This is a genomic window from Arcobacter sp. L (assembly GCF_000284235.1).
Classification (GTDB): Bacteria; Campylobacterota; Campylobacteria; order Campylobacterales; family Arcobacteraceae; genus Aliarcobacter; species Aliarcobacter defluvii.
In genome coordinates, this window is sequence record NC_017192.1 from 1,711,001 (window position 1) to 1,737,665 (window position 26,665).

Here is a 26,665-nt window from a genome sequence, read left to right on the forward strand (position 1 = left end):
TAAAAAATGGCAAAAATTTATGATATTTTTATTCCTGATTTAGGTGCTGATAAAGATGTTGATTTAATCGACATAATGGTCAAAGTGGGTGATATTGTTGAAGTTGAAGATGGTTTAATCACACTTGAAACTGAAAAAGCTTCTATGGATGTTCCTACAACTCATGCTGGAATTATTAAAGAAATTTTAGTAAAAGTTGGAGATAAAGTAAATAGTGGTGATTTAATTGCTAGAGTTGAAGCGCAAGATGATTCAAGTGCTGATGAGCAAAAAGAAGAAATTGCGACACCTATAAAAGTTGAAGAATCAAAAGAAGAAGTTGTTGCTGTTCAAACTCCAACTCAATTTGTAAAAGAGCAATCTATTCAATCAGTTGTTGAAGAAGTAAGAGTTCCTGATTTAGGTGCTGATAAAGATGTTGATTTAATCGATGTTATGGTTAAAGTTGGCGATATTGTTGAAGCTGACCATGGTCTAATCACACTTGAAACAGAAAAAGCATCTATGGATGTTCCTGCTCCTTTTGGTGGAGAAATAATAGAACTATTTGTACAAGTAGGTCAAAAAATAAACAGTGGTGATTTGATTGCAAAAATGATTAAAACTGTAGTTATTGAAAACAAAGTTCCAACACCAGCATTTCAAACACAAACAACTCCCACAAAAGTAGAAAAAATAGTAAATTCTACTCCAACACTTCAAGAAGTAGCAGCAATTAGTATAGAAAAAGAAGATAGTAAAGTTCTTACTAAAAAAGCTACAAAAGTTTATGCAAGTCCAAGTGTAAGAAAAATAGCAAGAGAATTTGGTGTTGATTTAGGATTTGTAAAAGGAAGTGGTGAAAAAGGAAGAATCTTAAAAGAAGATATAAAAGCTTATGTAAAAGAGCAATTAAATAAACCTGCAACTGCTTCAAATATTGGTTTTGGATTTAACTTACCTGAATCAAAAGAGATAGATTTCTCTGTATTTGGTAAAGTTGAAAGAGTTGAACTGAGTCGTGTTCAAAAAGTTTCTGGACCATTTTTACATAAAAACTATTTATCTATGCCTCACGTTACACAATTTGATGAAGCTGATATTACTGAACTTGAAGAGTTTAGAAAAGCACAAAATAGTATTGCAGTAGATTTCAAACTATCTCCTTTAGTATTTATTATAAAAGCTGTTACTAAAGCTTTACAAATTCATCCAAAATTCAACGCAAGTTTAAGTAATGATGGACAAGAGTTAATTATGAAAAAATACTTTAATATTGGAGTTGCTGTTGATACACCAAATGGTTTATTAGTTCCAGTAATCAAAGATGTTGATAAAAAAGGTTTCAAAGATATAGCTATTGAATTAGCTGAACTTTCTAAAAAAGCAAGAGATGGAAAATTAACAAGTGCAGATATGAGTGGTGGATGCTTCACTATTTCTAGCCTTGGTGGAATTGGTGGAACATACTTCACGCCAATTATAAATGCTCCAGAAGTTGCAATTTTAGGTGTTTCAAAATCTTCTATTAAACCTGTATTTGATGGTAAAGAATTTAAACCAAAATTGATTTTACCATTAAGTTTATCTTATGATCACAAAGTAATTGATGGTGCAGATGGTGCTAGATTTACTACTACTTTATCACAGCTTTTAAGTGATATTAGATTACTAAGCTTATAAGGAGTTAAGATGACAGAAATAAAAACTCAAGTTTTAGTAATCGGAGCAGGTCCTGGAGGTTATTCAGCTGCTTTTAGATGTGCGGATTTAGGATTAGAAACAACTATAGTTGAGAGATACTCAACTTTAGGTGGAGTTTGTTTAAATGTTGGTTGTATTCCATCAAAAGCTTTACTTCATGTTGCAAAGGTTGTTGAAGAAGCAAAACATATAGAAAAAGCTGGTATTTTCTATGAAGAGCCAAAAATTGATATAAAAAAGATTGCTGAATACAAAAGTGGAGTAGTAAAAAAACTTACTGGTGGATTAGACGCAATGGCTAAAATGAGAAAAGTAAACCATGTACAAGGTTATGCAACATTTTTAGATGAACATAGTGTTGAAGTTGCTCTTACAAATAGTGATGAAAAAACAAAAATCACTTTTGAGTATTGTATTATAGCTGCTGGTAGTCAAAGTTCTAAAATGTCATTTATTCCTCATGAAGACCCAAGAGTTTGGGATTCAACTGATGCACTTGAAGTAAAAGAAGTACCAAAAAAACTTCTTATTCTTGGTGGTGGAATCATAGGTCTTGAGATGGGTACAGTTTACTCAACTTTAGGAAGTCAAGTTGATGTTGCGATTCGAGGAGAGCAACTTATGACTGGAACTGATGCTGATATAATCAAACTATATACAAAAGCAAATAGTAACAGATTTAATATCATGACAAAAACTCAAACTCAAAGTATTATTCCTAAAAATGAAGGAATTTATGTAGAGTTCAAAGGTGAAAATGCACCAAAAGAAGGTATTTTATATGATGCTGTTTTAGTTGCTCTTGGAAGAAGTGCAAATGGAAATAAACTTGGACTTGAAAATACAAATGTAGAAGTAAATGAACAAGGATTAATCAAAGTTGATAATCAATTACGAACAAAAGTAAATCATATCTTTGCTATTGGAGATATCATCGGTCAACCAATGCTTGCACACAAAGCTGTACATGAAGGCCATGTAGCTGCTGAAGTAATTGCGGGTCACAAAGTATTCTTTGAACCAAAACAAATTCCATCTATTGCATATACATTCCCTGAAATTGCATGGGCTGGTATGACTGAAACTGAAGCTAAAAAAGCTGGTATCAACTATGAAGTTTCAACTTTCCCTTGGAGTGCAAGTGGTAGAGCATTAGCTAGTGATGTTTCAAATACAGGTATGACTAAACTAATTTTTGATAAAGATACACATCAACTAATTGGTGGTGCACTTGTAGGAGAAAATGCAGGAGAACTTCTTGGAGAAATCTCTTTAGCACTTGAAATGGATTGTGATGCAGAAGATATAGCTCTTACAATTCACGCTCACCCTACCCTTCACGAGTCTATTGGTATGACTGCTGAGATTTTTGATGGAACAATCACAGATTTACCAAACGCAAAAGCTGTAAAGAGAAAATAATTTCTCTTTACAAATTTTAAAATTATTTAAATCTTTATATAAAATTCAGAAGCTGTTTTTTTTAAAATATTCCAAGTTTTTGTTTGAATACATTCAATGAAAAATTTATCATGACTGATGAATAAAACTGTACCTTTATATTTTTCTAAAGCTTCTTGAAAAGAGATAATAGAATCAATATCCATATGATTTGTTGGCTCATTAAATATCATAAAATCAATATTTTCAAGTAATGCTTTTGCAAATAGTAATTTTTTTAATTCACCAGAACTTGGTGTTTGATTGTTTAAAAGATTTTTAGGATTAGAAGATAATCTTGTAACTAAAGTAAATATCTCTCCTTTTTTTTCATCTGATAGATTACTAATATTTTCAAATAATTCTTTCTCATTTTTTGCATCAATTTCTTGAGGAAGAAAAAATATATCTTCTTGATTAAGATGTGAAATCAAATAGTTTATAAAAGAACTTTTACCTACACCATTATCTCCTAAAAGAGCGATTTTATCACCTTTATTTATAAAAATATCAGGAAAAAATAAAGTTTTTTCATCAGATAATTTTATACTATTTGATTTTAAAGAAAAAGGTAATAAATTATGTTTTTTTGATGAACTTTCTATAATAATTCCTTTTTTATATTCTTTATTCAAAATAATCTTTTGAGAATTTAATTGTTCTAACTTTGTATTAAAGATATCTACTTTTTTTGAGTCATTTTTATCTTTTCCTGTAAGTTTTGCTAAATTTATTTTTTCTTTACTACTTTTATCTTTTTTATCAATATTCTTTTTTGAAAATTTTGATTTACTTTGAGATACTTTTTCTTTTTGAGTTTGTATTGTTTTTTGTAAAGATAAGATTTTTTGATTTTGTTTATCAAACTCTTTTTTTAAACTATTTTGTTCTTTCTCAAATTCTAAAGTTGCATTTGAATAAGATGTATTATATTTATAGAAATTTTTATTTTTAATGATAACAGTATTTGTGCAAAGAGAATCTAATATTTCTCTATCATGACTTACAATAATACCTATTTTATCAAATTTTTTAAGAGCATTTATCACTATTTTTTTTGTTAATAAATCTAAATGATTTGTAGGTTCATCCAAAAGTAAAATATCTGTTTCACTATAAAGTGCAATAGCGATTTGTATTCTTTTTTTTCTCCATAACTTAAACTTTTCCATCTATAAAGCCATTCATCTTCTATGGATAATAACTCTTCAAACTTGTATTTTTTACTACTATAATCATCTCTAAATTCTTCAAATTTATCGGGTAAAGAATCCATTTTTTGATTACAATAATAAAATAAATCATTGCCAATTATTATTCCAAAATGAGGTCTCAATTTTTTTGAGATTAGTTTTAAAAGTGTTGTTTTCCCTGAACCATTTGTTCCTATTATTCCAGTCCAGCCATTTGTAAAACTAAGATTTAAATTTGTGAAAATATCTATATCTTGATATTTAAATGTAAGATTATTTATTTGTAAATGTTGCATAAAATTCCTTGATTTATTGCTATTTGAGTATCAAGGACAATTGTAGTTTTTAGATTTTATCCTTGAATTTAAAATAAAATATTCATTGTTCTTTCCTTTTTTAAATTTATTTTTTTTCGTATTCACAAATACGATTTCTTCCATCTTTTTTTGCTTTATACAAAGCTTCATCTGCATTTTTAAATAAATCTGTGTAACTATCTATTTTTTGGGATAAATAACTAATTCCAAAACTAGATGTAATTTTTATATTTTTTTGTTCATAAACAACTGTTTGTTCTTCTATAGTTTTACGAAATCTATCAACTATTTTTAAAACATTTTCTTTATTTGTATTTGTAAAAATAATACAAAACTCTTCTCCACCAATTCTACCTACCAAATCAGTTTGTCTAAAATTTTCATTTGCTAATTTTGCAATCATTTGAAGCACTTTATCACCAGCATCATGCCCAAAAGTATCATTTACTTTTTTGAAAAAATCAATATCAAAAATCACTAAAGATAAAAAACTTTTATCCTCTTTTGCTGTTTTAAAAATCAAATCCATTTGTTCATCTATAAATCTACGGTTATAAAGCCCTGTTAAAGCATCGACATTTGCCAGTTGCTTAAACTTTTTATTCATTCTTGAAATATTTATAAGTTGTTTATCACTTTCATGTGTAAAAACACCAAACATTACAATTGCTGTTGCAAAAATAAGAAAACTACTAAAATATGAAATTATACTTACATATTTCCCATCCAAAATTACAAGAGCAGGATTATAAAAAAACCAAATTTCTAAAAAAATCCACAAAGGTATTCCAGCAAATGTAAATATCCATTTTTTCTTTCCTATTTCATCTCTAAAAAAAATCAAAGACATCCCTACACCTGGAACTAAATAATACTGAAAATAGAACTCTTTACCAAAAACAATAGCTAAAAAACAAATAGAAATATATGCAAATATCAAAAATGCTATTCGAGAAGCAATATATCTCTTTTTATAATTTAAATAATATGGAAGCAACATAACAAAACTTACAAATAAAAGCACGATAGATAAATAGTGAGTTTTATTTATGAAAAAATCAATTATAATCATATTTAAAATAAAAATAAAATTCACCAAAGAGATAATATTTACAAGTTTTATTTTTCCAGCTAACCAAGAATCAGTTTCTTGGTTTATACCTATTTCAATAACTTTTTTTATGGATTGATTCATTTTTTAACTAATTTTTTATTTTATAGAAATATATATTTCTACTTCGTCCTCTTTTGCATACTTTTCAAAATCATAATTATAAGCTCTTTCATATTCGCACTCAGTTGAGTTAAAATAGTTCCATACATCATGCCAAGCATCTATAACTACTTCTGGAAATTCACCTTTTTTTGAAAATACTAAATATCTATCTTTTTCTATTGTTATAGCATTTTTTGGTTTTGTAACTTCAACACCAATTGTATAATCATAATCAGAATTTACATCTTTTTCATACTTATTATAAACTCCATACATAGCTAAACTTTTTGATTTATTTAAAGTTTTTCCCTCTATGTTTTCATCTACATATCTTTGCCATAGTTGTGGTATTTGTGCAGTTGTTTCATCTAATTCTGTTACATTATTTGTTCTTATTGTAATTCCTGCAACATAAAACTTTTCTAAATATTTTACTTTCATCTTTTCTCTTTATTATTTATTTTTGAAAAGATATATTACTATAATATTTTTTTATATTGGTTTTAGTTGCTTATATACTTTTTTAACTATTTATATTTCTATCTCCATTTTGGATCAAAAGTTACTCTTTCCCCATCGTCGGTTGTATATTCTTCTAGAGAATTTTCTTTTGATTGAACAACTAAATAAATCATTGTTTCATCTGAATCATTTCTAATACCTCTTATTCCATCTGGTGCTACACGAATAACAGAACCCTCTTTTATTTCAAAAGCTTTGCCATCTACTTGAAAATAACCCAAACCTTTTAAAATTATATATGTTTCTTCGTTTTTATGGTGAATATGAAAATAAGGTTGTTCAGTTTTAGGAGCTAAAGAATTAAAAGAAATTTCTGTACCTGTAGCGTTTGTTGGTTCTTTTAAATATACTTTACCTTCAATTTTTTGTTTATTAATTTGATGAATTAATGAATATTCCATCAATTCATCAAGATTTCCTAGATTTATCGCAGTGTAGTTTCTATCTTCTACTATTTTTTCAATTACTTTCATTTTTTATTCCTATATAAATTTCTTGACTAATTAGTCAAGAATATTATAGCAATTAGTTGACTTATTAGTCAATTAGATTTTATTGCTTTTTTATTATATATTTTTTATATCATCAATATTTATTTATTCAGATTTTGGATATTGTTTCGATATTTTAATATCAAATATCTTGTAAAAATTACTAAAGTTTTAGATGTTGATATTAAAAAGTTTTTTGAAGAATAATGTGACTATAAATTCAACTATTTTTGCTTGTAAATCCTAAAATATAACCATTTATATCTTTTATATAAAACTCTTTTTGCCCGTACCAAGTGGTTTTGATTTCTTTATAAATGGTTACTTTATCTTTTATTTTTAAATATAATTCATCTACATTTTCAACTTCGATATACATAGTCAAAGAAGCGCCAAGATTTTGAAAAAATTCTCCTACATCTTCTTTCAAACTTTCTATACTTTGAAGCATTAAAGAAACATTATCTTTATGTATCATCGCCCAAACATAGTTTAACTCTTCTTTGATTTGTGTATCAAAAATAGTTTTTGATTCATCAACTAACATTTGTACTTCAAAATCAAAATTTTCTTGATAATACTTTATAGTTTCTTTTATATCTTTAACTGCTAAATTTAATGTTATTGCTTTCAATTTTGTATTCCTTTTGTTTTATTTAAATATTTTCAAATAATAATTTGCTTTTACTTGAAACTCAAAATCTGTTTTTATAATCTCACATTTAAAATCTTTTGATAACTCTTCTATTATTTTATAGACAAATGGTGAAAAGTTTTTTTCTTCTAAAACTTTGCTATTTTGTATATCTACAAGCGGAAAAAGTCTAACTTCTTTTGAAACTCTTAGCATCTCTAAAATAGAGTTTTTATAATTTTCTTTTGTTTTATAAAAATCCATTTTAATATGCATCCATCCAAGAAGTATTTTGATAGATTTTTTCTAAAGTTTTCCTTCCTTGTTTTTCTATATCATTTTTAAAAAATTCATAAATAATATCAACATCTTTTGCAAAAATGTCATTTTGTTTTAAAGACACTTATAATTCCTTATTTTTTAATATCTTCTACTAATTAATTAAAAAAATCATCAATTATTCTTGATATTCTAATGTAAACTTAACTTCATCATTTAATAAAAAATCTTTTTGCACAATGATATTTAGGAGTTCTAGTATATTTTCTTTAGTAACATTAATTTTATTTTCTAAAATATTATTTATAATTTCAGATGATTTTTCTAGACTTTCATCTATTTCATTTTTAATTTTATATGTATAATCTTTTTCTATTTCTTTAAGCCATTTAAATTCAATATCTGAATTTTTATTTAAATACTTTCTATATTCAGTAAGTTCCCATATATCAAATAAAATTTTAATCAACTTATTTGCACTTTTATTAAAATTAACTTCTTGAATATAAATCTTTTCATTTAAATAAGAAAGTAATTCATCTGTTACATTAATAGGATGAGGATTACCAAACTCATCTTCTTCATATTCATCAGTTTCTAGAAAATGTTTAACTTTGAACAAGTATGTAATTGGTATTCCAAATGCAAAAGTTGCATAATTATCTATTACATTGATTATATTTACAAAACTCAATCCCTCTATTTTATATAAATTAACTAATCCAAATACAACCTTTTCAAAGTCATATTCATTCATATCTTTTATTCCAATTACAATTTCTCTAAGATTAGCATCTTCAATTACTGATTTTGGATAAATAATTTTAAAATTTGATTCTATTTCAAAAGTATCTAAAATATCATAAATATTTCTTAATTCTTTTTTACTTCTGATTTGAGTCCACTTTTCTATTTGATTTTTAATATCACTTGATTTTATATCTTCTGCGTATCTGTAAAAATCGATAGTTTTTAAAAGTCTATTTATCCAATATTCTTCTTCTATTTCTATATCTTTAAAATCAAAATAAATACTAGTGTTTTTTTGAATCTCGTTAAAACTATTTTGCATTGGAAATAGATGTTTTATTAAATCTTTCAAATTGAAAATAGCCAAATTACTATCTTGTGAGAACCTATCTTTAACTAATGAAGATATTTGATTTAAAATCTTTTGGAAAGCCCCTATATAATCATTAATATTTTTAATTTCATTTTCAAATGCTCTTTTCTTTTTTTTATTTAAACTAAAAGGAAAACTCTTTTTTAATTTTAAAATTGATGAAATTTCTAAAAAAATATTATCAATTTCATCAGCTTTATTTTGAACTTTATTTTTACAAATTACTAATTCAAAAACTTTATTTAATTTTTTAAAATAATCAACACTATTTTTTCTTAATTCAAAAATAAACCTTTGCCATTCATATACTGTTTCATAAGAGTATTCATATTCAATTCTATCTATCCAAAGTCTATTTATATGTGTATCAAAATCATGATATAAATTTTCATTTGGAATGTGTTTTATAGAGTTCTGCACTATAACTTTATATATTTCTTCATTTGGAAATGGTAAATACAATGCCTCAGTACAATATCTTTTATATTTTGGGAAGAAATCATAGATAGTATCTATTCTTTCCATACTACATTCATTTAATTTTTCTGCTTTTTCATTATCAATCAAATACTCTATTTCTATATCTTCATCAATTTCTTTAATCACTAAACTATTTGTCTTCATTTTTAAAATACTAAAAATATCACTTTTATATTTTTCAATAAAATCATTATATTTATCAATATTTTGTGTGTATAAAAAATTGAATAAAGCTCTTGATTCTTCTATCTTTTCATTTTGTAATATATTGATTAAATCTTTTTCATCAAATTCAAAAGACTGATTAAAATTTATATTAAGTTGTCTAAACCATTTAATTAAAAAATTTACTTTATCATATGATAAAGATTGATTTGTAAAACTTATAATGTTACGTGACAATTGTAAAACAAATTTATAAATATTTGAATTTTGTGTGGAATAAATACTAAGTTCATCTAGTTTCTTTATTAAATACCCAAATACAGGAGTTTGAATTGTGTCATTTAAACTTTTTATTGTATTAAGTTTAGTAAATGGTATAGTATCCCAAATAAATTCATTAACAAATCCTTTTTTATAAACTTCATCAAAAATCTTCTTATTCTCTAACCAATAATTATATGCTTCAAAGTGCATTAAACCATCAATAACATCAACCATTATTGAAAAACTTTTTTGAGATATTATTTTAGAAGTTTCCTCAAAAAAGTCATCTACATCACTATCAATATAATTAGAAATTAATATAAAATAATCATAAATAAATTTATCATCAATTATTTTCAATAAATTTATAGCAGTTTCTTCTATCTGAATAAAATTATGTAATATCTTTAATAAATGCTCTGACCTAACTGGATGTAAACCCTCTATATACTTATTATCAAATTTAATAAAATACTCTTTTTCTAATAAAATATATATTCTTTCTCTATCAGATTTAAAGCCAATATTATCTTGGATATATTTTGTTAATTTCTTTGTTTGAATTTTTATATTTAAAATATCAGCCAAAGAAACTATCCTTAAAATTTCAATTTTTACTGCTGATTCATCTTTATTTTCCATTAAAGATTTTATTTGAAAATCTAGCCTATCTTTTAACATAGTTCCATGTGTCAAAAGGTAAATATACTCTATTAATAAAGCTTTATCTTTCACTTTTTCCCAAGAGGGTTGCCATGTATCAATATCTTTAAAAACTCTATTTTTATTTTTTAGTTCTTCAAATATTTTCTTTGCTTCATTTTCTAAAAGATTTATATTTATAATACTTAAATCATATTTTGATATATCAGATTTATATATATTCCAATCTTCTTCTCTTGCGGTAATTATAACTTTTATTGAAAACCCATAAAGTCTTTCTAAAAGTAGAGCATATTTTTCTAGATTTTTATTTAATCCATCTATTACAATTAATGGTAACTCACCGATTTCTAGTCGAGTCAAGAAAAAGTCATAAAGTTCTTCAACTTTAGTTTCATTGTCACAATAATTTAATTGATAAATATTAAAACCATACTCTTCTTCAAATACTTTTGAACTTTGCCATGCTAAAGTTGATTTACCTTGTCCACTTGATGCTTTTATAACTACAACATCATGAGTTATTATATTCTTTACTATCTGTTCTTCCCAAAAGTTTCTTCTTATTGGAAGTTCATTTATAATATGTTCAGGTCTTGCAGATTTTCCATCAAAATAGTTATCAAAATTTTTAGAATCTATTTTCTTATTAAAAGATATTTTTGAAATGTAGTTTTTATTTATCGCTTCTAAAGTAGGAGTTTTAGAAGCGGAATCTTTAATCAACTGAATAACTTTTAATACATCAGTATAAGTAACTTCTTTTCTCTCTTTTGACCAAATCAAAATATGATGTAAAAGTGAGAATAAAAAAGTATCTTCCAAGCCAATAGTAAGATTAAACTTTTCAAGAATCAACTTTTTAGATTTAATATATAACTCTTTTTCTGTAGTTTTTTCAAAAGATATCCTACTTAAAAAATCTTTTATATCAATATTTATACTTCTATCTAATTCATTTATCTTTTTAGTCCAATGTTCTAAAGTTTTATTATCAATACTTTTATTTTGTAGTTTTTTTAAGTTTCCATCAGAAATATTTGAATTATGCACTAATTTGAAGTTTGCACTTTTATCATATTGATATAAGTCTAAAAAGTTTTTTAATATATTAGTTTTTATAAAGAAACTAGCATCTAAATCATTTAGTGAAGTTTTTAACTGAACATACTCATTTTTATGAATAATATCTAAATCTTCTAATCTTTCTAAACCAATTTTTTTAGTTAAATCTTCTTCAGTTAATTCCGTTAGAATAGAATAACATGAATATAAAAATTGAAACTCAAAGCCTCTTATAGCAATTGAACCACCTAAATGTTTATCAAATAAATTCATATTTTTTCTCATTATAAATCTTTATATTTTATTCTAAATATTCATACTCTTCTCTCTCGCAAACTCAATAGCATTAGAAACAGCCTTTTTAGCTTGTGGAGAGTTTTTCCAACAACTACTTCCTAAAATATCTGAAACTATATCTGTTATCTCTTCTACACTACTAAGCGAGAGTTTTTCTAAAGAGTCAATTCCTATTTGTTCAAATCTTTTTATTACAGTTTCGCCTACAAACTTTACTTTTAAAAGTTCTTCTCTTTCTTCTTTTGAAAATGCCATAAAATATCCTTTTTTATTTAAATTTTTTAGAATTCATAGTCTTCTTCTATTTTTGCAATTCTAACTTTATAGTTTTTATACCAGATTTCTTTGCCTTTTTTCTGTGCTTCTTGATGTAAAATATTTTCTTTCCACTTTTTTATAGATTCTAAGCTTAACCAATACGAAACAGTTATTCCCAAATCTTCCCTTGCTGATTCTGCGCCTAAAAAGCCTTCTTGTTCACTCACAAGTTCCAACATTTTTTTAGCCATTTTTTCATATCCATTATCACCTTTTGTTCTTATTGAAGTGAAAATCACAGCGTAATATGGAGTTTCTAAAGTATTTGCTATCATATTTTATTCCTGTTATTTATTTTGTAATTCAGTTATCATACTAAAATTTATCAGCTCAACATTATTTCTTTTTACAACATTTTTTCTAACTTCAATAAACCCTGATTTTTTAAAAAATGGCTTTGCCGTGATACTTACATCAGCTTTAATTTTATCGATATTATTTTCTTTTGAAATTTTAAATATATGATTTAAAAGTAGTTTTCCAATACCACAATTTTGATATTTAAAATGAACATAAAAACAATCAATATATCCATCATAATACTCACAAAACCCCACAACTTCATCTTCTAAAACACAAAGATATGGTTTTGATTTTTCAAATCTTTTTTCCCAAATTTCTAAATCATAATTTGGATTTGCCCAAGCATTTAACTGCTCTTTTATGTAATCTTTTTTATTGACAGTATGAACGGTATTTATAAAAAGTTCAATGATTTGTTTTAAATATTTTTTATCATAATCAATAAGGAAAAAAGATTTATTTTCAGAATTATTTAGCATTTATAACTCATTGGTTGATATTTTAAACCTAAATATTCACTTTCTTCACCACTTATTTTAAAACCAAAAGATTCATAAGTTTTTATTGCATAAATTGATGAATTTACACTCATAGTTGAAACATCAAAATTCTCTTTGATATATTGCCAAAGTTCTTTTGCAATTCCTTTTTTATGATATTTTTCATCAACAAAAAGATGAAAAAGTCGAGTTTTATCTTTGATTGCTATAAATCCTACGATTTCATCTTTCATTACATAAACAAAATGCTCATACTCTAAACTAGAAATTCTTTTTTCAAAACTCTCTTGTGAAAGTTCATCTTCAAACCATTTTGGTACTTCTTTTTCAAAAATATATTTTGTTAAATCTTTTGATATTACACTTAATCTCAAAGCATCTAAAGTTTTTGCTTTTCCTATAAAATATTCAACATCAGGAAAAATATTTATCATTTCATCATAAGTTTTATTTTTTTTCAAAGATTCAACTACAACATCTAAAGGTTTTGAATAAATCTTTGCTAAATCAAACTCATTTTTTTCTAATTTGAAAGCGAGTTGTTCCAAAGGTGGAGTAAACTGTGCATTTACACCTTTTTTATTTCCTCTTGCATCAACTTTATACCAACCATAATTTTTTAGATAAATCGTATTTAATCCATGTAAACAATAAATATCTTTTTTATATTCACTACAAGATAATCTTTGATAACAAAATCCAGTTGGAATACCATTTGCTCTTAAAAGTGCTGCTAAAAGATGAGATTTTGCATAACACCAACCAGTTTTGTATTTCAAAACATCACTAGCTTTATAAGTTGTAATTTCATCTTTAAAATCACCACTATGATTGATATTGTCTCTTACATAAATAAAACAATTCTTCGCTATTTCTTCATCAGTTTTACAATCTTTTGCCAACTCTTGTGCAAGAGCTAAAATTTCTTTATTGTTAAAATCAATTATTTGGGTTTCTTCTAAAAATTCTTTCATTTTAAATTTTCAAACTCTTTCATCTCAAGCTTTATAAAACTTTCTATCATAGCTTTATAAACGTTTTCAACAACTTCTTCATTTGCACCATTTAATCGTGCAATATTTTTTACTTTTGAAATTACTTCTTCCACTCTTTTAGAAGCTTTCACATCATGGCTATCTTTTTTAAATTTAGCAGCTTGTTTTACAAAAGTACCTCTTAAAGCGATTAATTTTACTATTTGCTCATCGATATTATTTATGTTATTTCTTACTTCATCTATTGAATTACATTCAATCATTTTACTTCTTTATTTTAAATTTTTTAACATATTTTTTACAACTATTTTATGAAAAGGTTTTACAAAAGTCATATAAATTTTTCCAAAAATATTATTATATTTTACTAATGTAGTAACTATTAAAGTAGTATCCCTTTTATAAAAAGATACTAAGAAATCAAGATGTTTATCTTCTTCTCCAGCAATAATTTCATGTTCATTAATAAAATATATATTAAAAAATCCAACTTTATTGCCTAGTTGAATATCTTTTATATTATTTGAGTTTATAATTTCTGTTTTAAAGCCAAATAAAGACATGATTTTATTTCGTAATAACATTAAATATTTTACTAATTTAGGACTATTTAGAAGAAATTTTAAATATATATTTTTTATGTCATCATCTTTTTTTAATCTTATTTCATAAGAATCACTAAAATCAATTTTTGAAATAAAACTATTTATATTACTACTACTTGGTAAAGATGATGTTAAGATTTTATCACTTATCATAAATTATTTTTTCCCTTCAAAATTTTATAGATTCTAACAAGTATTTACTAAATAAATCACTTTTATATAAGAAACTATTAGTTAAAATCTCACAAATTTATTTTCTCAGGGCAAGGTGAAATTCCTTACTGGTGGTAACTATTTTATAGAAGTCCACGAGCGCCTTATATTTTATAAGGGTCAAGCAGATTTGGTGAAAATCCAAAACCAACAGTCATAGTCTGGATGAAAGAGAAGATTAAACTTTATTATTTGTTAAAAAAATTAGGTTTATTGCCCTGATTCAATAAGTTTACTTTATAAAAAAGGAAAACTATGAATCAACAAAAAAATATTGAAACTGCTATAAAAGCACTTCAAAATGGAACTGGTATTATCATCACTGATGATAAAAATAGAGAAAACGAAGCTGATATTATCTTTCATGCAAATACGATTACTGAAAAACAAATGGCACTGCTAATAAGAGAATGTAGTGGTATCGTATGCTTATGTTTGACACCTCAAAAAGTAAAAGAATTAAATCTTCCTATGATGGTTGAAACAAATCATTCTAAATTTCAAACACCTTTTACAATTTCAATTGAAGCAAAAGAAGATATATCTACTGGCGTTAGTGCAAAAGACAGAGTTACAACTATAAAATCAGCTCTAAAAAAAGATGGGATAAATCATATAATCTCTCCTGGACATATATTTCCATTGTGTGCAAAAAATGGTGGTGTTTTAGAAAGAAATGGACATACTGAAGCAAGTATTGATATAATTAAAATTGCAAATTTAGAACCAAATGCTGTTTTATGTGAGATAACAAATGAAGATGGTTCTATGGCAAAAGGTGAACAAATTATAAATTTTGCAAAAAAACACTCTATGCCAATTATTAGTATTGAAGAAATTATTGAATATAGATTAAAAAAGGAAATTCTATGAATATAATCGATTTTGAAAATTTAAATGTAGGATATGATGAAAAAATCGTTTTAAAAGATGTAAATCTAAAGATTAAACAAGGTGAACATTGGGCAATTTTAGGAGCAAATGGAAGTGGAAAATCAACTTTGATGAAAGTTATACAATCTGAAATTCATCCAAGAAGAGATAAACCATTTAAAAAAGAGATTTTAGGAAAAGCAACTTATTCTATTTTTGAGCTTAGAAAAGAGTTAGGAATTATAACAAATGATTTACATAACTATTTTGCAAGAGAAGCTGGTTATCTTAGTGGATTTGAAGTTGTTTTAAGTGGACATTATAGTTCTGTTGGGATATTTACACATCAAGACTTTACAAAAGAACAAATCACAAAAGCAAAAGAGGTTTTAGAGTTTTTAGATATTATTGATTTAAAAGATAAAAAAGTAGCTGAGATGAGTACAGGACAACTAAGAAAATGTATAGTTGGTCGGGCACTTATTCATGAACCAAAAGCATTTATTTTAGATGAGCCAACAGTTGGACTTGATATAAAAGCCCAAATAAATTTTATAAAAATGTTAAAAAAACTTTCTATTAATTCATCTATTATTTTGGTAACTCATCACTTAGAAGAGATTTTTGAAGAAATTGAAAATGTAGCATTGATTTATGATAACACAATCTATAAAAGTGGTAAAAAAGAAGAAATTCTAACAAGTGAAAATTTATCAAAGATTTTTGAAACAAAACTAACAATAGGTGAAAAAAACAATAGATATTTTGTAGAAGAAATTTTATAAATAATTTAAAAAAATATATATTTATCTAAAGTCATACTAAAGTAATAAAGCCTTAAATTTTGATTTCTTTTAAGTTATAATAAGAATTTAAATAGAAATTAATAATTTTAAGGCTTTTTTTGACAAATTTTAAAAACCTATCAATTTTATATGTAGAAGATGATTTTGAAGTTCAAGCAAATATTAGCAAAATATTATCTCTTTTATTTCAAAAGGTTTATACTGCTTCAAATGGAGCTGAAGCTTTAGAAATATTTAAAGAAAATGAAATTCACATGATTTTAACTGATTATGAAATGCCTAATTTAAATGGTTATGAATTAATAGTAAAAATTAGAGAACTTTCAGAAACAATACCTATTGTAATACTTAGTAACCATACTGAAAAAGAGAAACTTTTAAAATGTATTCCTTTAAAACTTATGCAATATTTAGAAAAACCTATAATTTATGAAAAATTATTTCAAGTATTATATGAATGTAAAAAAGAAGTTGAAAAATATACTAATATCAAACATATTATAAATGAAACAACTTTTTATGATCCAAATGTGAAATTATTATTTGTAAATGATAAAAAGATTGAATTAACTGCCCTTGAAATAGAAGTTTTTGAATACTTATTTAATAAAAAAAATCAATTAGTAATGAAAGAAGAATTGATTGCTTTTATATGGAAAGAGCAAAATCATGGAGAGGATGCTTTAAAAAATCTTATTTATAGACTCAGAAAGAAAATAGGAAAAGAATTAATTGAAAATCATAAAAACCTCGGTTATTCACTAAAAAGTAATTAAATATGAGAATAATTCTTTTTTTACTGTTTTTTATATCTTTTTCATTTTCTAATACTTTTATATTAGAAAAAAATAATATTCCACAAATTTCTCTTGAAACATTTAGTGATACTTATATTGACAAAAATCATAACAAAACTATAGATGAAATAAAAAATGAACCTTTTAAAAATATTTCTAAAACAAACTTCAAAGCAACAAAAAGCCATATTTGGTCGAGATTTTCTATTTTAAATAATACTTTAGATACAAAAGAGATCTTTTTTAAAAATAGTAAAGCTGGCGTTGATATTATAGATGTATATATTTTCAAAAATGGAAGTTTTTATAAAAAAATTGAACTTGGAGATATGAGAGATATAAAAAATAGAGAACTAAAAACAAAAAAAAGCACTTTTTATTTAAATCTTGAAAAACAAACTCTTTATGATTTTTACATAATGCATAAAAGTTATAGTAGTATTTCAACTCTTTGGACTTTGCAAAATAGAGTAACATTTGAAAAATTTGAAAATATCGAATCGACTGTTTGGGGTATTTTTATAGGTATAATATTTACTTTATGTTTTTATAATCTTGTTCTATTTTTTTCTATAAAAGAGTTTGCTTTTTTAAACTATATTTTTATGTCTTTATCTTTTGCAACTTACCAACTTTGCGTAAATGGAGTAGCATATCAAATATTTGAAAACGTGAATTTACAATATCTAAATAATCTAAATTGGATAATTGGTTTCTTAACACAAGTATTCACTATTTTATTTCCTATTTTATTTTTTAAACCTAAAAAAGAGACTTTTATTTTTAAATATTTTATTTCAATTTTAATCATTGATATATGTACTGTAATACTTTACTCTTTTTCATTTACTAACCCAGAGATTCGATATTTTACAAAATATACAGATTTTATAACATTTATTAGTATCCCTAGTTTACTTCTTATTTCTATTTGGGCAATAAAAAATAAACGTTCAGGAGCAATGTATTATTTATTTGGGCAAGTTTTTTACTTATTATTAGTTGTTTATGTTGTGATGGTTACTATTGGATATTTTGAATCTTTTGAATATATTTGGGTTATTGTTCCTATTGGTATTATTCTTGATGTAATTTTCTTATCTCTTGCTTTATTTAGTAGACTAAAAGAGATTGAACAAAGAAAAAATGAAACAGAACAACTTTTGATTTCACAAGCAAGATTTACAACAATAGGACAAAATATTGCAAATATAACACATCAATGGAAAACACCTATTGCACAACTTGGTTCGCAAATATTTTTGCTTGAAGCTATCTATGAACTTGATAAAAATAATTTTGATAAAACGATAAAAGAAACTTTACCTAAGATGAAATATAGTATTACATTTTTAAATCATACAATTGATGATATTTATAATTTTTACTCAAATCCATCATCAAAAGAAAATTTCAATATAGAAGAAGAGATAGAATCACTTCTAAGAATGATAAAAGATGCGATTAAATCAAACTCAATAAGTATTATAAAAGCTGTTGAACCTTTATCTTATTATGGTTATAAAGGAAGTTTTTTAAATGCTTTAATGATTGTTTTAGAAAATGCAATATATCAACTTAAAAATTTCAAAACTTCAAATAGAGAAATTTTTATATCTGTGAAAAAAAATAAAAATAAAATAGTTATAAAAATAGAAGACAATGGTGGAGGAACAAAAAATATTGATATAGAAAAACTTTTTGATTTAAATTTTAGTTCTAAAAAAGAAGAAGGTAGTGGAGTTGGATTGGCACTTGCAAAAAAATTGATAACAAAAAGATTAGAAGGTGAAATAAAAGCAGAAAAAACAAAAGAAGGATTAGCTTTTATGTTTATTCTTCCTTTAAAAGAAGAAATCATAAACTAAAAATAGTTTATGATTTTAATATTTCTAAAATTTTTCTATAAGATTTTCAAAAACTTTTGTAAGACCTTCAACCTCTTTTACAGTTGTTCTCTCCCCTACACTATGAATAGTATCATTTATAACACCAAATTCAATAGCTTCTATACCAAATGCTCCAAAATATCTAGCATCACTTGTTCCACCAGCAGTACTATGTTTTGTTTTAACTCCTAAAATTTCTTCAATTGAGTTTTCCATAGCCTTCACAACTTTTGATTCTTTATTTGTAACAAATGGAAATGAGCCTTGCGTTGTTCGTAAACTATAATTTAAATGTCCAAAAACTTTTTCTATATAAGCTTCTACATCTTCTTTTTTTGTATTTGTAGAATTTCTAACATTAAACATCAAATCAAGTTTATTTGGTGTTACATTTGTTACTTGCATTCCTGCTCTTATATCTGTGATTACCAGTTTACTTGGAGCAAAATATTCATCTCCATTATCCAAATCATATCCAGCAATTTTTTCTAAAAGAGGTGCAATTTGATGAACTGGATTTATTCCTTTTTCTGGATATGCCGCATGTCCTTGTTTTCCTTGGATTGTTAAATATCCATTTATACTTCCTCTTCTTCCAACTTTTATTGCATCACCAAAAACTACTTCACAAGTTGGCTCTGCTACAACTGCATAGTTTGGAATCATATCTATCTCTTTTAAATGCTCAAGCATTTTAATAGTTCCATAAGTTCCCTCCCCTTCTTCATCGCTAGTTAGTAAAATAGATAAAGTTCCATCAAAATTTTTTGCATTTTTACAAGCATATAAAAAAGCAGCATCTCCACTTTTCATATCTTGAGAACCCCTAGCAGTTATAACTCCATCTATAACATCAGCAGCAAAAGGATCAACACTCCAACCTTCTCCTGTTGGAACTACATCTATATGACCTGCAAAACAAAGATGTTGTGGGTTTTTATTGAATTTTTTATAATAAAATCTATTTTTTACACCTTCCATATCAACTTTAATACAAGTCCAATCAGCTCCCAAATACTCTTCTATAAAATCAAATGCTCCATCATCATTTGGAGTTAATGATTTAAATCTTAATAATTTTTGAAATAATTCTATAATAGTCATTTAATATCCTTTTAATTACGGGGAATTTTAGCTAACTTAACTTTATTTTGTTATAATAAAAAAGTTAAAAAAATTTTTAATTTTGTTATTTAATTACAAAAAAGGAACTTCAGGTGGGAAAATTAGAAAAATCATTTTATTGGTTATGCTTTATACTTTTAGTATATATAACTATAGGATTTAAACTTATTCCAATTATTTTAAAAGACCAATTAATCAAAAATTTAGATGAAAATCTAACTACAAAAACTTCTATTGAGAAAATAGAATTTAATCCATTTACAATTGCTTTAAAAATTCATAATTTTAAACTTTCAGATGAAAACAATAATTCAGATATTTCTTTTAAAGAATTAGATGTTGATTTTGCGCTAATGCGTTCTATTGAAAAAAGACATATCAGTTTTCAAAATATTTTTTTAGATGAACTTTATTTAAATATATTAGAAAATAAAGATGGAACACTAAATCTTACAAAACTTGTAAAACCTACACCTGAAAAAACAGAAGAGAGTTCTAGTTCATTTGATATTAAATTTCTTATTTCAAAAATTGATTTAAATAATGCAGATATTAATTTTACAAGCAATATAGATGAAAAACCTTTTACTCTTACTTTAAAAGATATTGATTATACTATATATGATTTAGGTACATATAAAGATGCTTTATCTTCAAATAATTTAACATTTAGAATAAATGAAGATACAAATGTAGCAATTGGAGGAGCATTTAAACTTGAACCATTTAAAATGTATGGAAAAATTGATATATCAAATCTAAAAATAAAAGAGTTATTAGACTTTAAAAAAGATTTTTTTAATTTTAATTTAAATGAAGATGCAAATATAAATCTTGTTTTAAACTATAATATAGATACTACAAAAGATTTTGATTTAAAATTAAATAGTGAAAAACTAGAAATTAATAATATTGATTTAAAACAAAATAATAAATCAATAGCCTCATTAAAAAAACTTGATATAAAAAGATTTGATTTTGATTTAATCAATCAAAATATTAAACTTGATGGAATAAATATAGATACTTTAAATGCAAATATGATTTCAGATAAAAATGGAATAAATTTTGCTAATTTAATAAAAAGTGAACCTTCAAAAGAAGAAATTAAAACTGAACAAAAAGATGAAAATACACAAAATAATATATCTAAACCTTGGATTTTAAATCTTTCAAATATTCAAGCTACAACAAATTTTGATTTTGATGATAAAACAAATAATAGTTTAATAAATGCAAAAGCTACAACTTTAAATCTTAAAAATTTAAAAATAGTTGATTCAAAAATTGATTTAAATTTTCTTGACATAAATAATTCAAATCTAAGTTTTATTGATAATACAAATAAATTAAATATAAAATCAAAAAATACGAAAATCAACCTAAATACTTTATCTTTGAATAACTCGATTATAGATATTGATTCTATTAATCTTTCAAAAGAGAATTTAAATTTTGATGAAAAAAAATCAAATCTAAATATAAACTCAAAAAATCTTAATTTAGCTGTAACTAATCTAAAAATAGATGGAAATAAAATATCTTTAAAAAACTCTTCTTTAAAAACACCTAACTTAAATTTTGAAGATAAAAACTCAAAAATGAAAGTAGAAAGTACAAATATCAATCTAAATTTAAATGATTTTTTATTTAATAATGAAAAAATTACAGTTAATGAGATCAAACTTTCTAAACCAAATATAAATTTCAAAGATTCGATAAACAAATTAGATGTTAAAGCAAAAAACCTAGAGTTAAGCATAAATAAACTATCAAATAAAGGTAGTGACATATCAATAGATTATATAAGATTATTAAATCCAAATCTTGATTTTATAAATTTAGAAAATAATACTAAAATTGCAGCAAAAAATCTGGACTTAAGAATTAAAAAATTATCAAATCAAAAAAATCTATTTAAAATAGAAAAAACTGATTTAAATAATCCACATATTTCAATAATTCTGCCAAAAAACATATCAACTACTACAGAAGAAAGTGTTATACAAACAACAAAAAATACAAAAGTAGATAATAATAAAGCATCAACAAGTAAAACTAAACTAAACATTGGACCTGTTAATATCAATAATGCAATCTTTGATTTTGAAGATAAAAATTTACCAATTTCATTTAAAACAACTGTTTCTAAACTAAATGGAAAAATTTCTGAAATAAAAAATACAAAATCAAGTAAAACAAACCTTGAGTTAAATGGTGTTGTTGATAAATATGGAGTTGCAAAAATCACAGGAATCGTAAATCCAAATAATATAAAGTTTTTAACAGATATAAATATGAAATTCCAAAATATAGCCATGGAAAACTTCACACCTTATACGGGGAAATTTATTGGTCGTGAACTAAAAAGTGGGAAACTTGATTTAGATTTAAAATATAATATTGATAAATCTAATCTTGATGCAAAAAATAATATTGTTATTACAAAATTAGAGTTAGGAAATGAAGTACAAAGTCCTGATGCAGTATCTTTACCATTAGGAATTGCAATATCTTTACTTGAAGATTCAGATGGTGTTATAGATATAAATCTTCCTATTTCTGGTAATGTAGATGATCCACAATTTTCTATTGGAGCAATTTTATGGAAAGCTTTTGTAAATCTAATTACAAAAGCTGTTACAGCTCCTTTTTCATTACTTGGAGCTATATTTAATTTTAATGAAGATGAAATAAAAAGTGTAAAATTCGACTCTTTAGAGAGTGAAATTACTCCTATTCAAAAAGAAACTTTAGACAAAATAGCTCAAATTTTAACTGCAAAACAAGATATTGCTATAAAACTTCAAGCTTCTTATGATAAAGATAAAGAAACACAAGCCTTAAAAGAGAAAAAATATCTTGCAAGAAAAGATGATGATAGAAATCTAAAAAAAGAACAAATTGATGCTTTAATCTCAAAAGAAACTATCAAAATTTCTGAACTTGAAAAAGTTGCAAAAGATAGAATTTTAAATATCAAAGAGTATTTAGTAAAAGAGAAATCTATCAATAAAAAACAAATTATTTTAATAGATGAAATATTAACTTCAAATTCTTCAATAGATTTAAAAATCGAACAACTTAAATAAGAATTATTAAATTTACTTATAAATAAAGAATAATATTGACTTATTATTCTTTATTTGTTATTATCCTCCAAATTAATAAAAGGGATAAAATGTTTAATAAAATAATACCCATAATTGTGATATGTTTATTTAGTTTGATTTTTTATGCTGTTTTCACAAAAGCTTCTCATAGTGCAAAAAGTAAAAGAGTAGAATGTCAAATAAAAACTACAACTTTTGAAAAAATATTTGTAGAAGAACCTATAAAAGAAGCAATTCAAGCCTTCAAAGCAGGAAATTATGAAATAAATTCTTCAATTGAATACTCAAAATATATGAAAAGCCATTTAATTGATATTCTAACTAAAGAACAAAGTGACAAAATTTTACAAAATATTATAAATAAATATTTAATTCAAAATGAACAACAAATACAGGATAAAAAACTTTCTATAAACTACTATATTTATGAAAATGATAAAGCAGATAGTGGGAAAAAAAATAGTGAAGCAAAAAAATATGCAGGTTATTTGATGTTTGATTTTAAATATGACAAAAAATTAGTTTATAAAATCCAAATAGATTATATGGATTTAGATGCAAAAGATTTGGAAGATAGAATGAATTGTGCTATAAATTCATTTTTATTGATTGACTAAAATTTAATTAAAGGAAAAAAATGAAACAAAAAATTTTTAAAGATAAATATCATATTTTTGAAATAGAATATAAAAAAAGTGAACTAACTTATAAAAGTGTAGATGAGATTATCTCTGCTTTACAAATAAGAATTGATGCTCACCCTGTTATTGCTTTTATAGCAATTTTTGATCAATACAAACATACAAGTTCATTGAAAGATGGAGAAATTAATCCAAAAATAAAAGCTGCAAAAAATATAATTTTTTGTTTTGGAAAAGAGTTACCAACTCCTGAAGTAATGGCAGTTAGACCTAGAAGCATCGGTGTTTGTGAAACAGAAGATTCATTTATATTAAACTTTTTAGAAGCACCAAATGAAAATGCAAATAAAACAATGGAAGAGTTTGTTAAATCTCTAAAAACTTATATTTATTAAAAAATTTGGAAACTAAAGTTTTATAACTTTAGCTCCAAATCCTCCACTGCTTGGATGAGCATCTTCAAAACCTTTTACTTTTGGATGTTTTTTCAAAAACTCTTTTACTGCAAATGCCAATTTTCCAGTTCCAATTCCGTGATAAACTAAAACTTCTTCAAATCCAGCAAGTAAAGCATCACTTAAAAACTTATCTAAATTTTCAATTGCTTCATCTGCTCTTTGTCCATGAAGGTCAAGTTTTATACTTCCAGTTTCTGGTCGTTGAATAGTTACAGTTGCTTTTTTAGAAGGAATTTTTGGAGGTGGTGGATTTCCACTTCTACTTAAGTCACTTAACATTACTTGAACTTTCATTCCCATGTCATTTTCAATGTAAGCTTTATTTCCTTTTATTGAAACAATTGTTCCTTTTGTATTTCTATATTTAACTCTATCTCCAACAGCTAACTCAACAACTTCTTGAACTTTTTCAACTTTAATCTCTTTTGCTTTTTGATGAGCAATATTTAGATGTTGATGAGATTCACTTACAAGTTTGGCTTTTATAGCTTTTTTCGCTTCATCTCTTGCATCACTATATTCTTTGTGAAGTTTTGATTTTTCACTATAAATATGTTCATCAAGTTTTTCTTTTTGCTCTTTTAAATTAGAAGTAATTCTTTGCATATTTGCAATTTCTTCATCAAGTTTTGTAATTTTTTGTTTATATTCTCTCTCCAATGAACTACTTCTTTCTATTAGTTCATTTAACTTATCTTTATCTTCACCATAAACTTCTTTTGCTCTTTTTACAACACTAAGTGGAATACCATATCTAGAAGCAGTTTCAAAAGCATAAGACCTTCCAATTGTTCCTTGTAAGAACTCATAAGTTGGTCTTTGATTCTCTTCATCATAAAGTGCAGCAACTAATTCTACATTATCATTTGAAGCCATAAGTGCTGCTAATCTTTTATGGTGAGTTGTAATAATAACTTTAATATCTCTTTGAATTAAATCTTCTATTATTACTTTAAACAGACTTGCAGCTTCATCTGAATCAGTTCCAAGTTCAATCTCATCTACTCCAACAATTGCATTTTTTGCACTAAAAAGTTTTGAAAACTCAACCATACGACCTGCAAATGTTGAAATATCATTTTTTACACTTTGAGGGTCATCTAAAACTGCATTAATAAATTTAAAATTACTAACAACTGTATCATGATGAGCTTTATATGGAAGTAAATATTTTGAAAGAAAAACAGCTGATAAAATTGATTTTAACATCATTGTTTTTCCTCCCGCATTTACTCCTGTAATCATTACAACGGATTTTGTAAAATCAATTGTAATTGGTTTTGGATTATGTAAGGCTGGATGACAAAAATCAACAAGTCTATTAACATCATTTTTTGAAGGAAGAATAAAATTTTTATCTCCCATTTTTGCAAAAAACAGTCTTGCTTGATAATGATCAAACCTATCAAACTCTTTATTTAAAAACTTTAAAAATAGAAGATTTTTTTCAAATAAAGATGAAATCTCTTTACAAATTTTATATAAAATCTCTTCTTGTTTATTTTTTAAATCACTTTGTTTTTGTTTTAACTCAGAAATACTATGAGGAACAACATAAAAAAATCCAGAATTTGATCTATCAATTACACTTCCACTAAGAACATGATTAAATCCACCACGAACAAGTAAAGCCTCTTCACCATTTATATAATGAACTTGAGAATCAACTAAATAAGTTCTAACTTTTGAAGAATTTATAATCTTATAAAGGCTTTGTTTTATTGCTTCTTTATTTTTTGAAATTGCATATTTGATATTGTCAAAATCTTCATCTATTCCATCTTTTAGATTTGCCTTATCATCAAAATAATCAGATATTTTTATAACATCTGTTGGAATGATAATTTTATCTAGCCATTCAAGCATCTTCCCATCAAAATTAAATCTTTTTAAATATCTAAAATAGTTTATTATTTTTATAAATTCAAAAATCTCATAAATTTTTAAAATACCTTGTTTTTGTATATGCATCAGTGCACTATCAAGATTTTCTACTTTATTAGGTGCTTTAAAATCAAATTTTGATAATTCATTTATAAGTTTAAAATGAAGGTTAATATCACCTTCTAAAATAATAGATTTTTCTCTTGCTAATAGCTTTGAAAAACTATCAATATAATCGATTAAGTCTAGTTTTTTTAGTATTTTTTCCATGGCGGGAATTATATCTAAAAGGCTATAATATTTTTATGAATAT

The 26,665-nt window shown here is 24.7% G+C and carries 26 protein-coding genes and 1 riboswitch; of the genes, 9 read left to right on the forward strand and 17 right to left on the reverse strand.

Annotation, left to right across the window (positions count from 1 at the left end; translation table 11 throughout):
- The first annotated feature begins 6 nt into the window (after positions 1 to 6).
- On the forward strand, positions 7 to 1,662 hold the full coding sequence (locus ABLL_RS08535) for a dihydrolipoyllysine-residue acetyltransferase (RefSeq protein ID WP_014474390.1): 1,656 nt from the start codon (positions 7 to 9) through the stop codon (positions 1,660 to 1,662).
- A gap of 9 nt (positions 1,663 to 1,671) precedes the next feature.
- Positions 1,672 to 3,105: a dihydrolipoyl dehydrogenase gene (lpdA, locus tag ABLL_RS08540; RefSeq protein WP_014474391.1), complete on the forward strand. Its 1,434-nt coding sequence runs from the start codon at positions 1,672 to 1,674 to the stop codon at positions 3,103 to 3,105.
- 26 nt (positions 3,106 to 3,131) lie between these two features.
- Here lpdA and ABLL_RS08545 read toward each other — a convergent pair whose 3' ends face one another.
- The 15 genes from ABLL_RS08545 to ABLL_RS08610 form a co-directional block, all read right to left on the reverse strand.
- Positions 3,132 to 4,295, reverse strand: a complete 1,164-nt coding sequence (locus tag ABLL_RS08545; protein WP_041654800.1) for an ATP-binding cassette domain-containing protein — start codon at positions 4,293 to 4,295, stop codon at positions 3,132 to 3,134.
- Entirely contained in the window at positions 4,193 to 4,612 is a 420-nt protein-coding gene (locus tag ABLL_RS08550; protein WP_014474393.1) for an ATP-binding cassette domain-containing protein, read from the reverse strand. The genes ABLL_RS08545 and ABLL_RS08550 overlap by 103 nt, the downstream gene beginning before the upstream one ends.
- 106 nt (positions 4,613 to 4,718) lie before the next feature.
- Complete coding sequence (locus tag ABLL_RS14725) at positions 4,719 to 5,828, reverse strand: GGDEF domain-containing protein (RefSeq protein ID WP_014474394.1); 1,110 nt, start codon at positions 5,826 to 5,828, stop codon at positions 4,719 to 4,721.
- Between the two features lie 15 nt (positions 5,829 to 5,843).
- Positions 5,844 to 6,290: a GyrI-like domain-containing protein gene (locus ABLL_RS08560; RefSeq protein WP_014474395.1), complete on the reverse strand. Its 447-nt coding sequence runs from the start codon at positions 6,288 to 6,290 to the stop codon at positions 5,844 to 5,846.
- A gap of 98 nt (positions 6,291 to 6,388) precedes the next feature.
- The gene (locus tag ABLL_RS08565) at positions 6,389 to 6,844 is read right to left on the reverse strand and encodes a cupin domain-containing protein (protein ID WP_014474396.1); all 456 of its coding nucleotides are present in this window, start codon (positions 6,842 to 6,844) and stop codon (positions 6,389 to 6,391) included.
- Between the two features lie 238 nt (positions 6,845 to 7,082).
- Positions 7,083 to 7,496, reverse strand: a complete 414-nt coding sequence (locus tag ABLL_RS08570) for a glyoxalase/bleomycin resistance/extradiol dioxygenase family protein (RefSeq protein ID WP_014474397.1) — start codon at positions 7,494 to 7,496, stop codon at positions 7,083 to 7,085.
- An 18-nt stretch (positions 7,497 to 7,514) separates the two neighbouring features.
- On the reverse strand, positions 7,515 to 7,760 hold the full coding sequence (locus ABLL_RS08575) for a hypothetical protein (protein WP_014474398.1): 246 nt from the start codon (positions 7,758 to 7,760) through the stop codon (positions 7,515 to 7,517).
- A gap of 1 nt (position 7,761) precedes the next feature.
- Positions 7,762 to 7,899 carry a hypothetical protein gene (locus ABLL_RS15070; RefSeq protein ID WP_014474399.1) on the reverse strand — a complete coding sequence of 46 codons (138 nt, stop codon included), beginning with the start codon at positions 7,897 to 7,899 and terminating at the stop codon, positions 7,762 to 7,764.
- Positions 7,900 to 7,953: 54 nt separating this feature from the next.
- Entirely contained in the window at positions 7,954 to 11,820 is a 3,867-nt protein-coding gene (locus ABLL_RS08580) for a hypothetical protein (RefSeq protein WP_014474400.1), read from the reverse strand.
- 21 nt (positions 11,821 to 11,841) lie between these two features.
- Positions 11,842 to 12,087, reverse strand: coding sequence for a hypothetical protein (locus tag ABLL_RS08585; protein ID WP_014474401.1), 246 nt, complete (start codon positions 12,085 to 12,087; stop codon positions 11,842 to 11,844).
- Positions 12,088 to 12,113: 26 nt separating this feature from the next.
- Positions 12,114 to 12,425, reverse strand: coding sequence for an antibiotic biosynthesis monooxygenase (locus ABLL_RS08590; RefSeq protein ID WP_014474402.1), 312 nt, complete (start codon positions 12,423 to 12,425; stop codon positions 12,114 to 12,116).
- 12 nt (positions 12,426 to 12,437) lie between these two features.
- Complete coding sequence (locus ABLL_RS08595; protein WP_014474403.1) at positions 12,438 to 12,932, reverse strand: GNAT family N-acetyltransferase; 495 nt, start codon at positions 12,930 to 12,932, stop codon at positions 12,438 to 12,440.
- A complete protein-coding gene (locus ABLL_RS14920; RefSeq protein ID WP_014474404.1) occupies positions 12,926 to 13,927 on the reverse strand; it encodes a GNAT family N-acetyltransferase in 1,002 nt (333 codons plus the stop codon). The genes ABLL_RS08595 and ABLL_RS14920 overlap by 7 nt, the downstream gene beginning before the upstream one ends.
- The gene (locus tag ABLL_RS08605) at positions 13,924 to 14,211 is read right to left on the reverse strand and encodes a chorismate mutase (protein WP_014474405.1); all 288 of its coding nucleotides are present in this window, start codon (positions 14,209 to 14,211) and stop codon (positions 13,924 to 13,926) included. Before ABLL_RS08605 ends, ABLL_RS14920 begins: the two co-directional genes overlap by 4 nt.
- A gap of 9 nt (positions 14,212 to 14,220) precedes the next feature.
- Positions 14,221 to 14,706, reverse strand: a complete 486-nt coding sequence (locus ABLL_RS08610) for a DUF2867 domain-containing protein (protein WP_014474406.1) — start codon at positions 14,704 to 14,706, stop codon at positions 14,221 to 14,223.
- Between the two features lie 97 nt (positions 14,707 to 14,803).
- Positions 14,804 to 14,947: riboswitch (FMN riboswitch) on the forward strand.
- Positions 14,948 to 15,021: 74 nt separating this feature from the next.
- Here ABLL_RS08610 and ribB point away from each other — a divergent pair.
- The 4 genes from ribB (at position 15,022) to ABLL_RS08630 (ending at position 19,110) form a co-directional block, all read left to right on the forward strand.
- On the forward strand, positions 15,022 to 15,639 hold the full coding sequence (gene ribB / locus ABLL_RS08615; RefSeq protein ID WP_014474407.1) for a 3,4-dihydroxy-2-butanone-4-phosphate synthase: 618 nt from the start codon (positions 15,022 to 15,024) through the stop codon (positions 15,637 to 15,639).
- The gene (locus ABLL_RS08620) at positions 15,636 to 16,424 is read left to right on the forward strand and encodes an ABC transporter ATP-binding protein (protein ID WP_014474408.1); all 789 of its coding nucleotides are present in this window, start codon (positions 15,636 to 15,638) and stop codon (positions 16,422 to 16,424) included. Before ribB ends, ABLL_RS08620 begins: the two co-directional genes overlap by 4 nt.
- A gap of 119 nt (positions 16,425 to 16,543) precedes the next feature.
- On the forward strand, positions 16,544 to 17,221 hold the full coding sequence (locus tag ABLL_RS08625) for a response regulator transcription factor (protein ID WP_014474409.1): 678 nt from the start codon (positions 16,544 to 16,546) through the stop codon (positions 17,219 to 17,221).
- Positions 17,222 to 17,223: 2 nt separating this feature from the next.
- Positions 17,224 to 19,110 carry a 7TM diverse intracellular signaling domain-containing protein gene (locus ABLL_RS08630; RefSeq protein WP_014474410.1) on the forward strand — a complete coding sequence of 629 codons (1,887 nt, stop codon included), beginning with the start codon at positions 17,224 to 17,226 and terminating at the stop codon, positions 19,108 to 19,110.
- A 24-nt stretch (positions 19,111 to 19,134) separates the two neighbouring features.
- Here the strand turns inward: ABLL_RS08630 and dapE are convergent, their stop codons facing one another.
- Entirely contained in the window at positions 19,135 to 20,235 is a 1,101-nt protein-coding gene (gene dapE / locus ABLL_RS08635; RefSeq protein WP_014474411.1) for a succinyl-diaminopimelate desuccinylase, read from the reverse strand.
- A gap of 113 nt (positions 20,236 to 20,348) precedes the next feature.
- On the opposite strand from dapE, the gene ABLL_RS08640 reads away from it, so the two are divergent.
- From ABLL_RS08640 to ABLL_RS08650, 3 genes are all read left to right on the forward strand, one after another.
- A complete protein-coding gene (locus ABLL_RS08640) occupies positions 20,349 to 23,348 on the forward strand; it encodes a DUF748 domain-containing protein (protein ID WP_014474412.1) in 3,000 nt (999 codons plus the stop codon).
- Positions 23,349 to 23,437: 89 nt separating this feature from the next.
- Positions 23,438 to 23,986 (forward strand): hypothetical protein, encoded by a 549-nt coding sequence (locus ABLL_RS08645; RefSeq protein ID WP_050989848.1) that lies wholly within the window; start codon positions 23,438 to 23,440, stop codon positions 23,984 to 23,986.
- 20 nt (positions 23,987 to 24,006) lie between these two features.
- Positions 24,007 to 24,405, forward strand: coding sequence for a DUF6858 family protein (locus ABLL_RS08650; RefSeq protein ID WP_014474414.1), 399 nt, complete (start codon positions 24,007 to 24,009; stop codon positions 24,403 to 24,405).
- Positions 24,406 to 24,417: 12 nt separating this feature from the next.
- On the opposite strand, the gene ABLL_RS08655 is transcribed toward ABLL_RS08650, so the two are convergent.
- Complete coding sequence (locus ABLL_RS08655; protein ID WP_014474415.1) at positions 24,418 to 26,622, reverse strand: endonuclease MutS2; 2,205 nt, start codon at positions 26,620 to 26,622, stop codon at positions 24,418 to 24,420.
- Positions 26,623 to 26,665 lie beyond the last annotated feature (43 nt).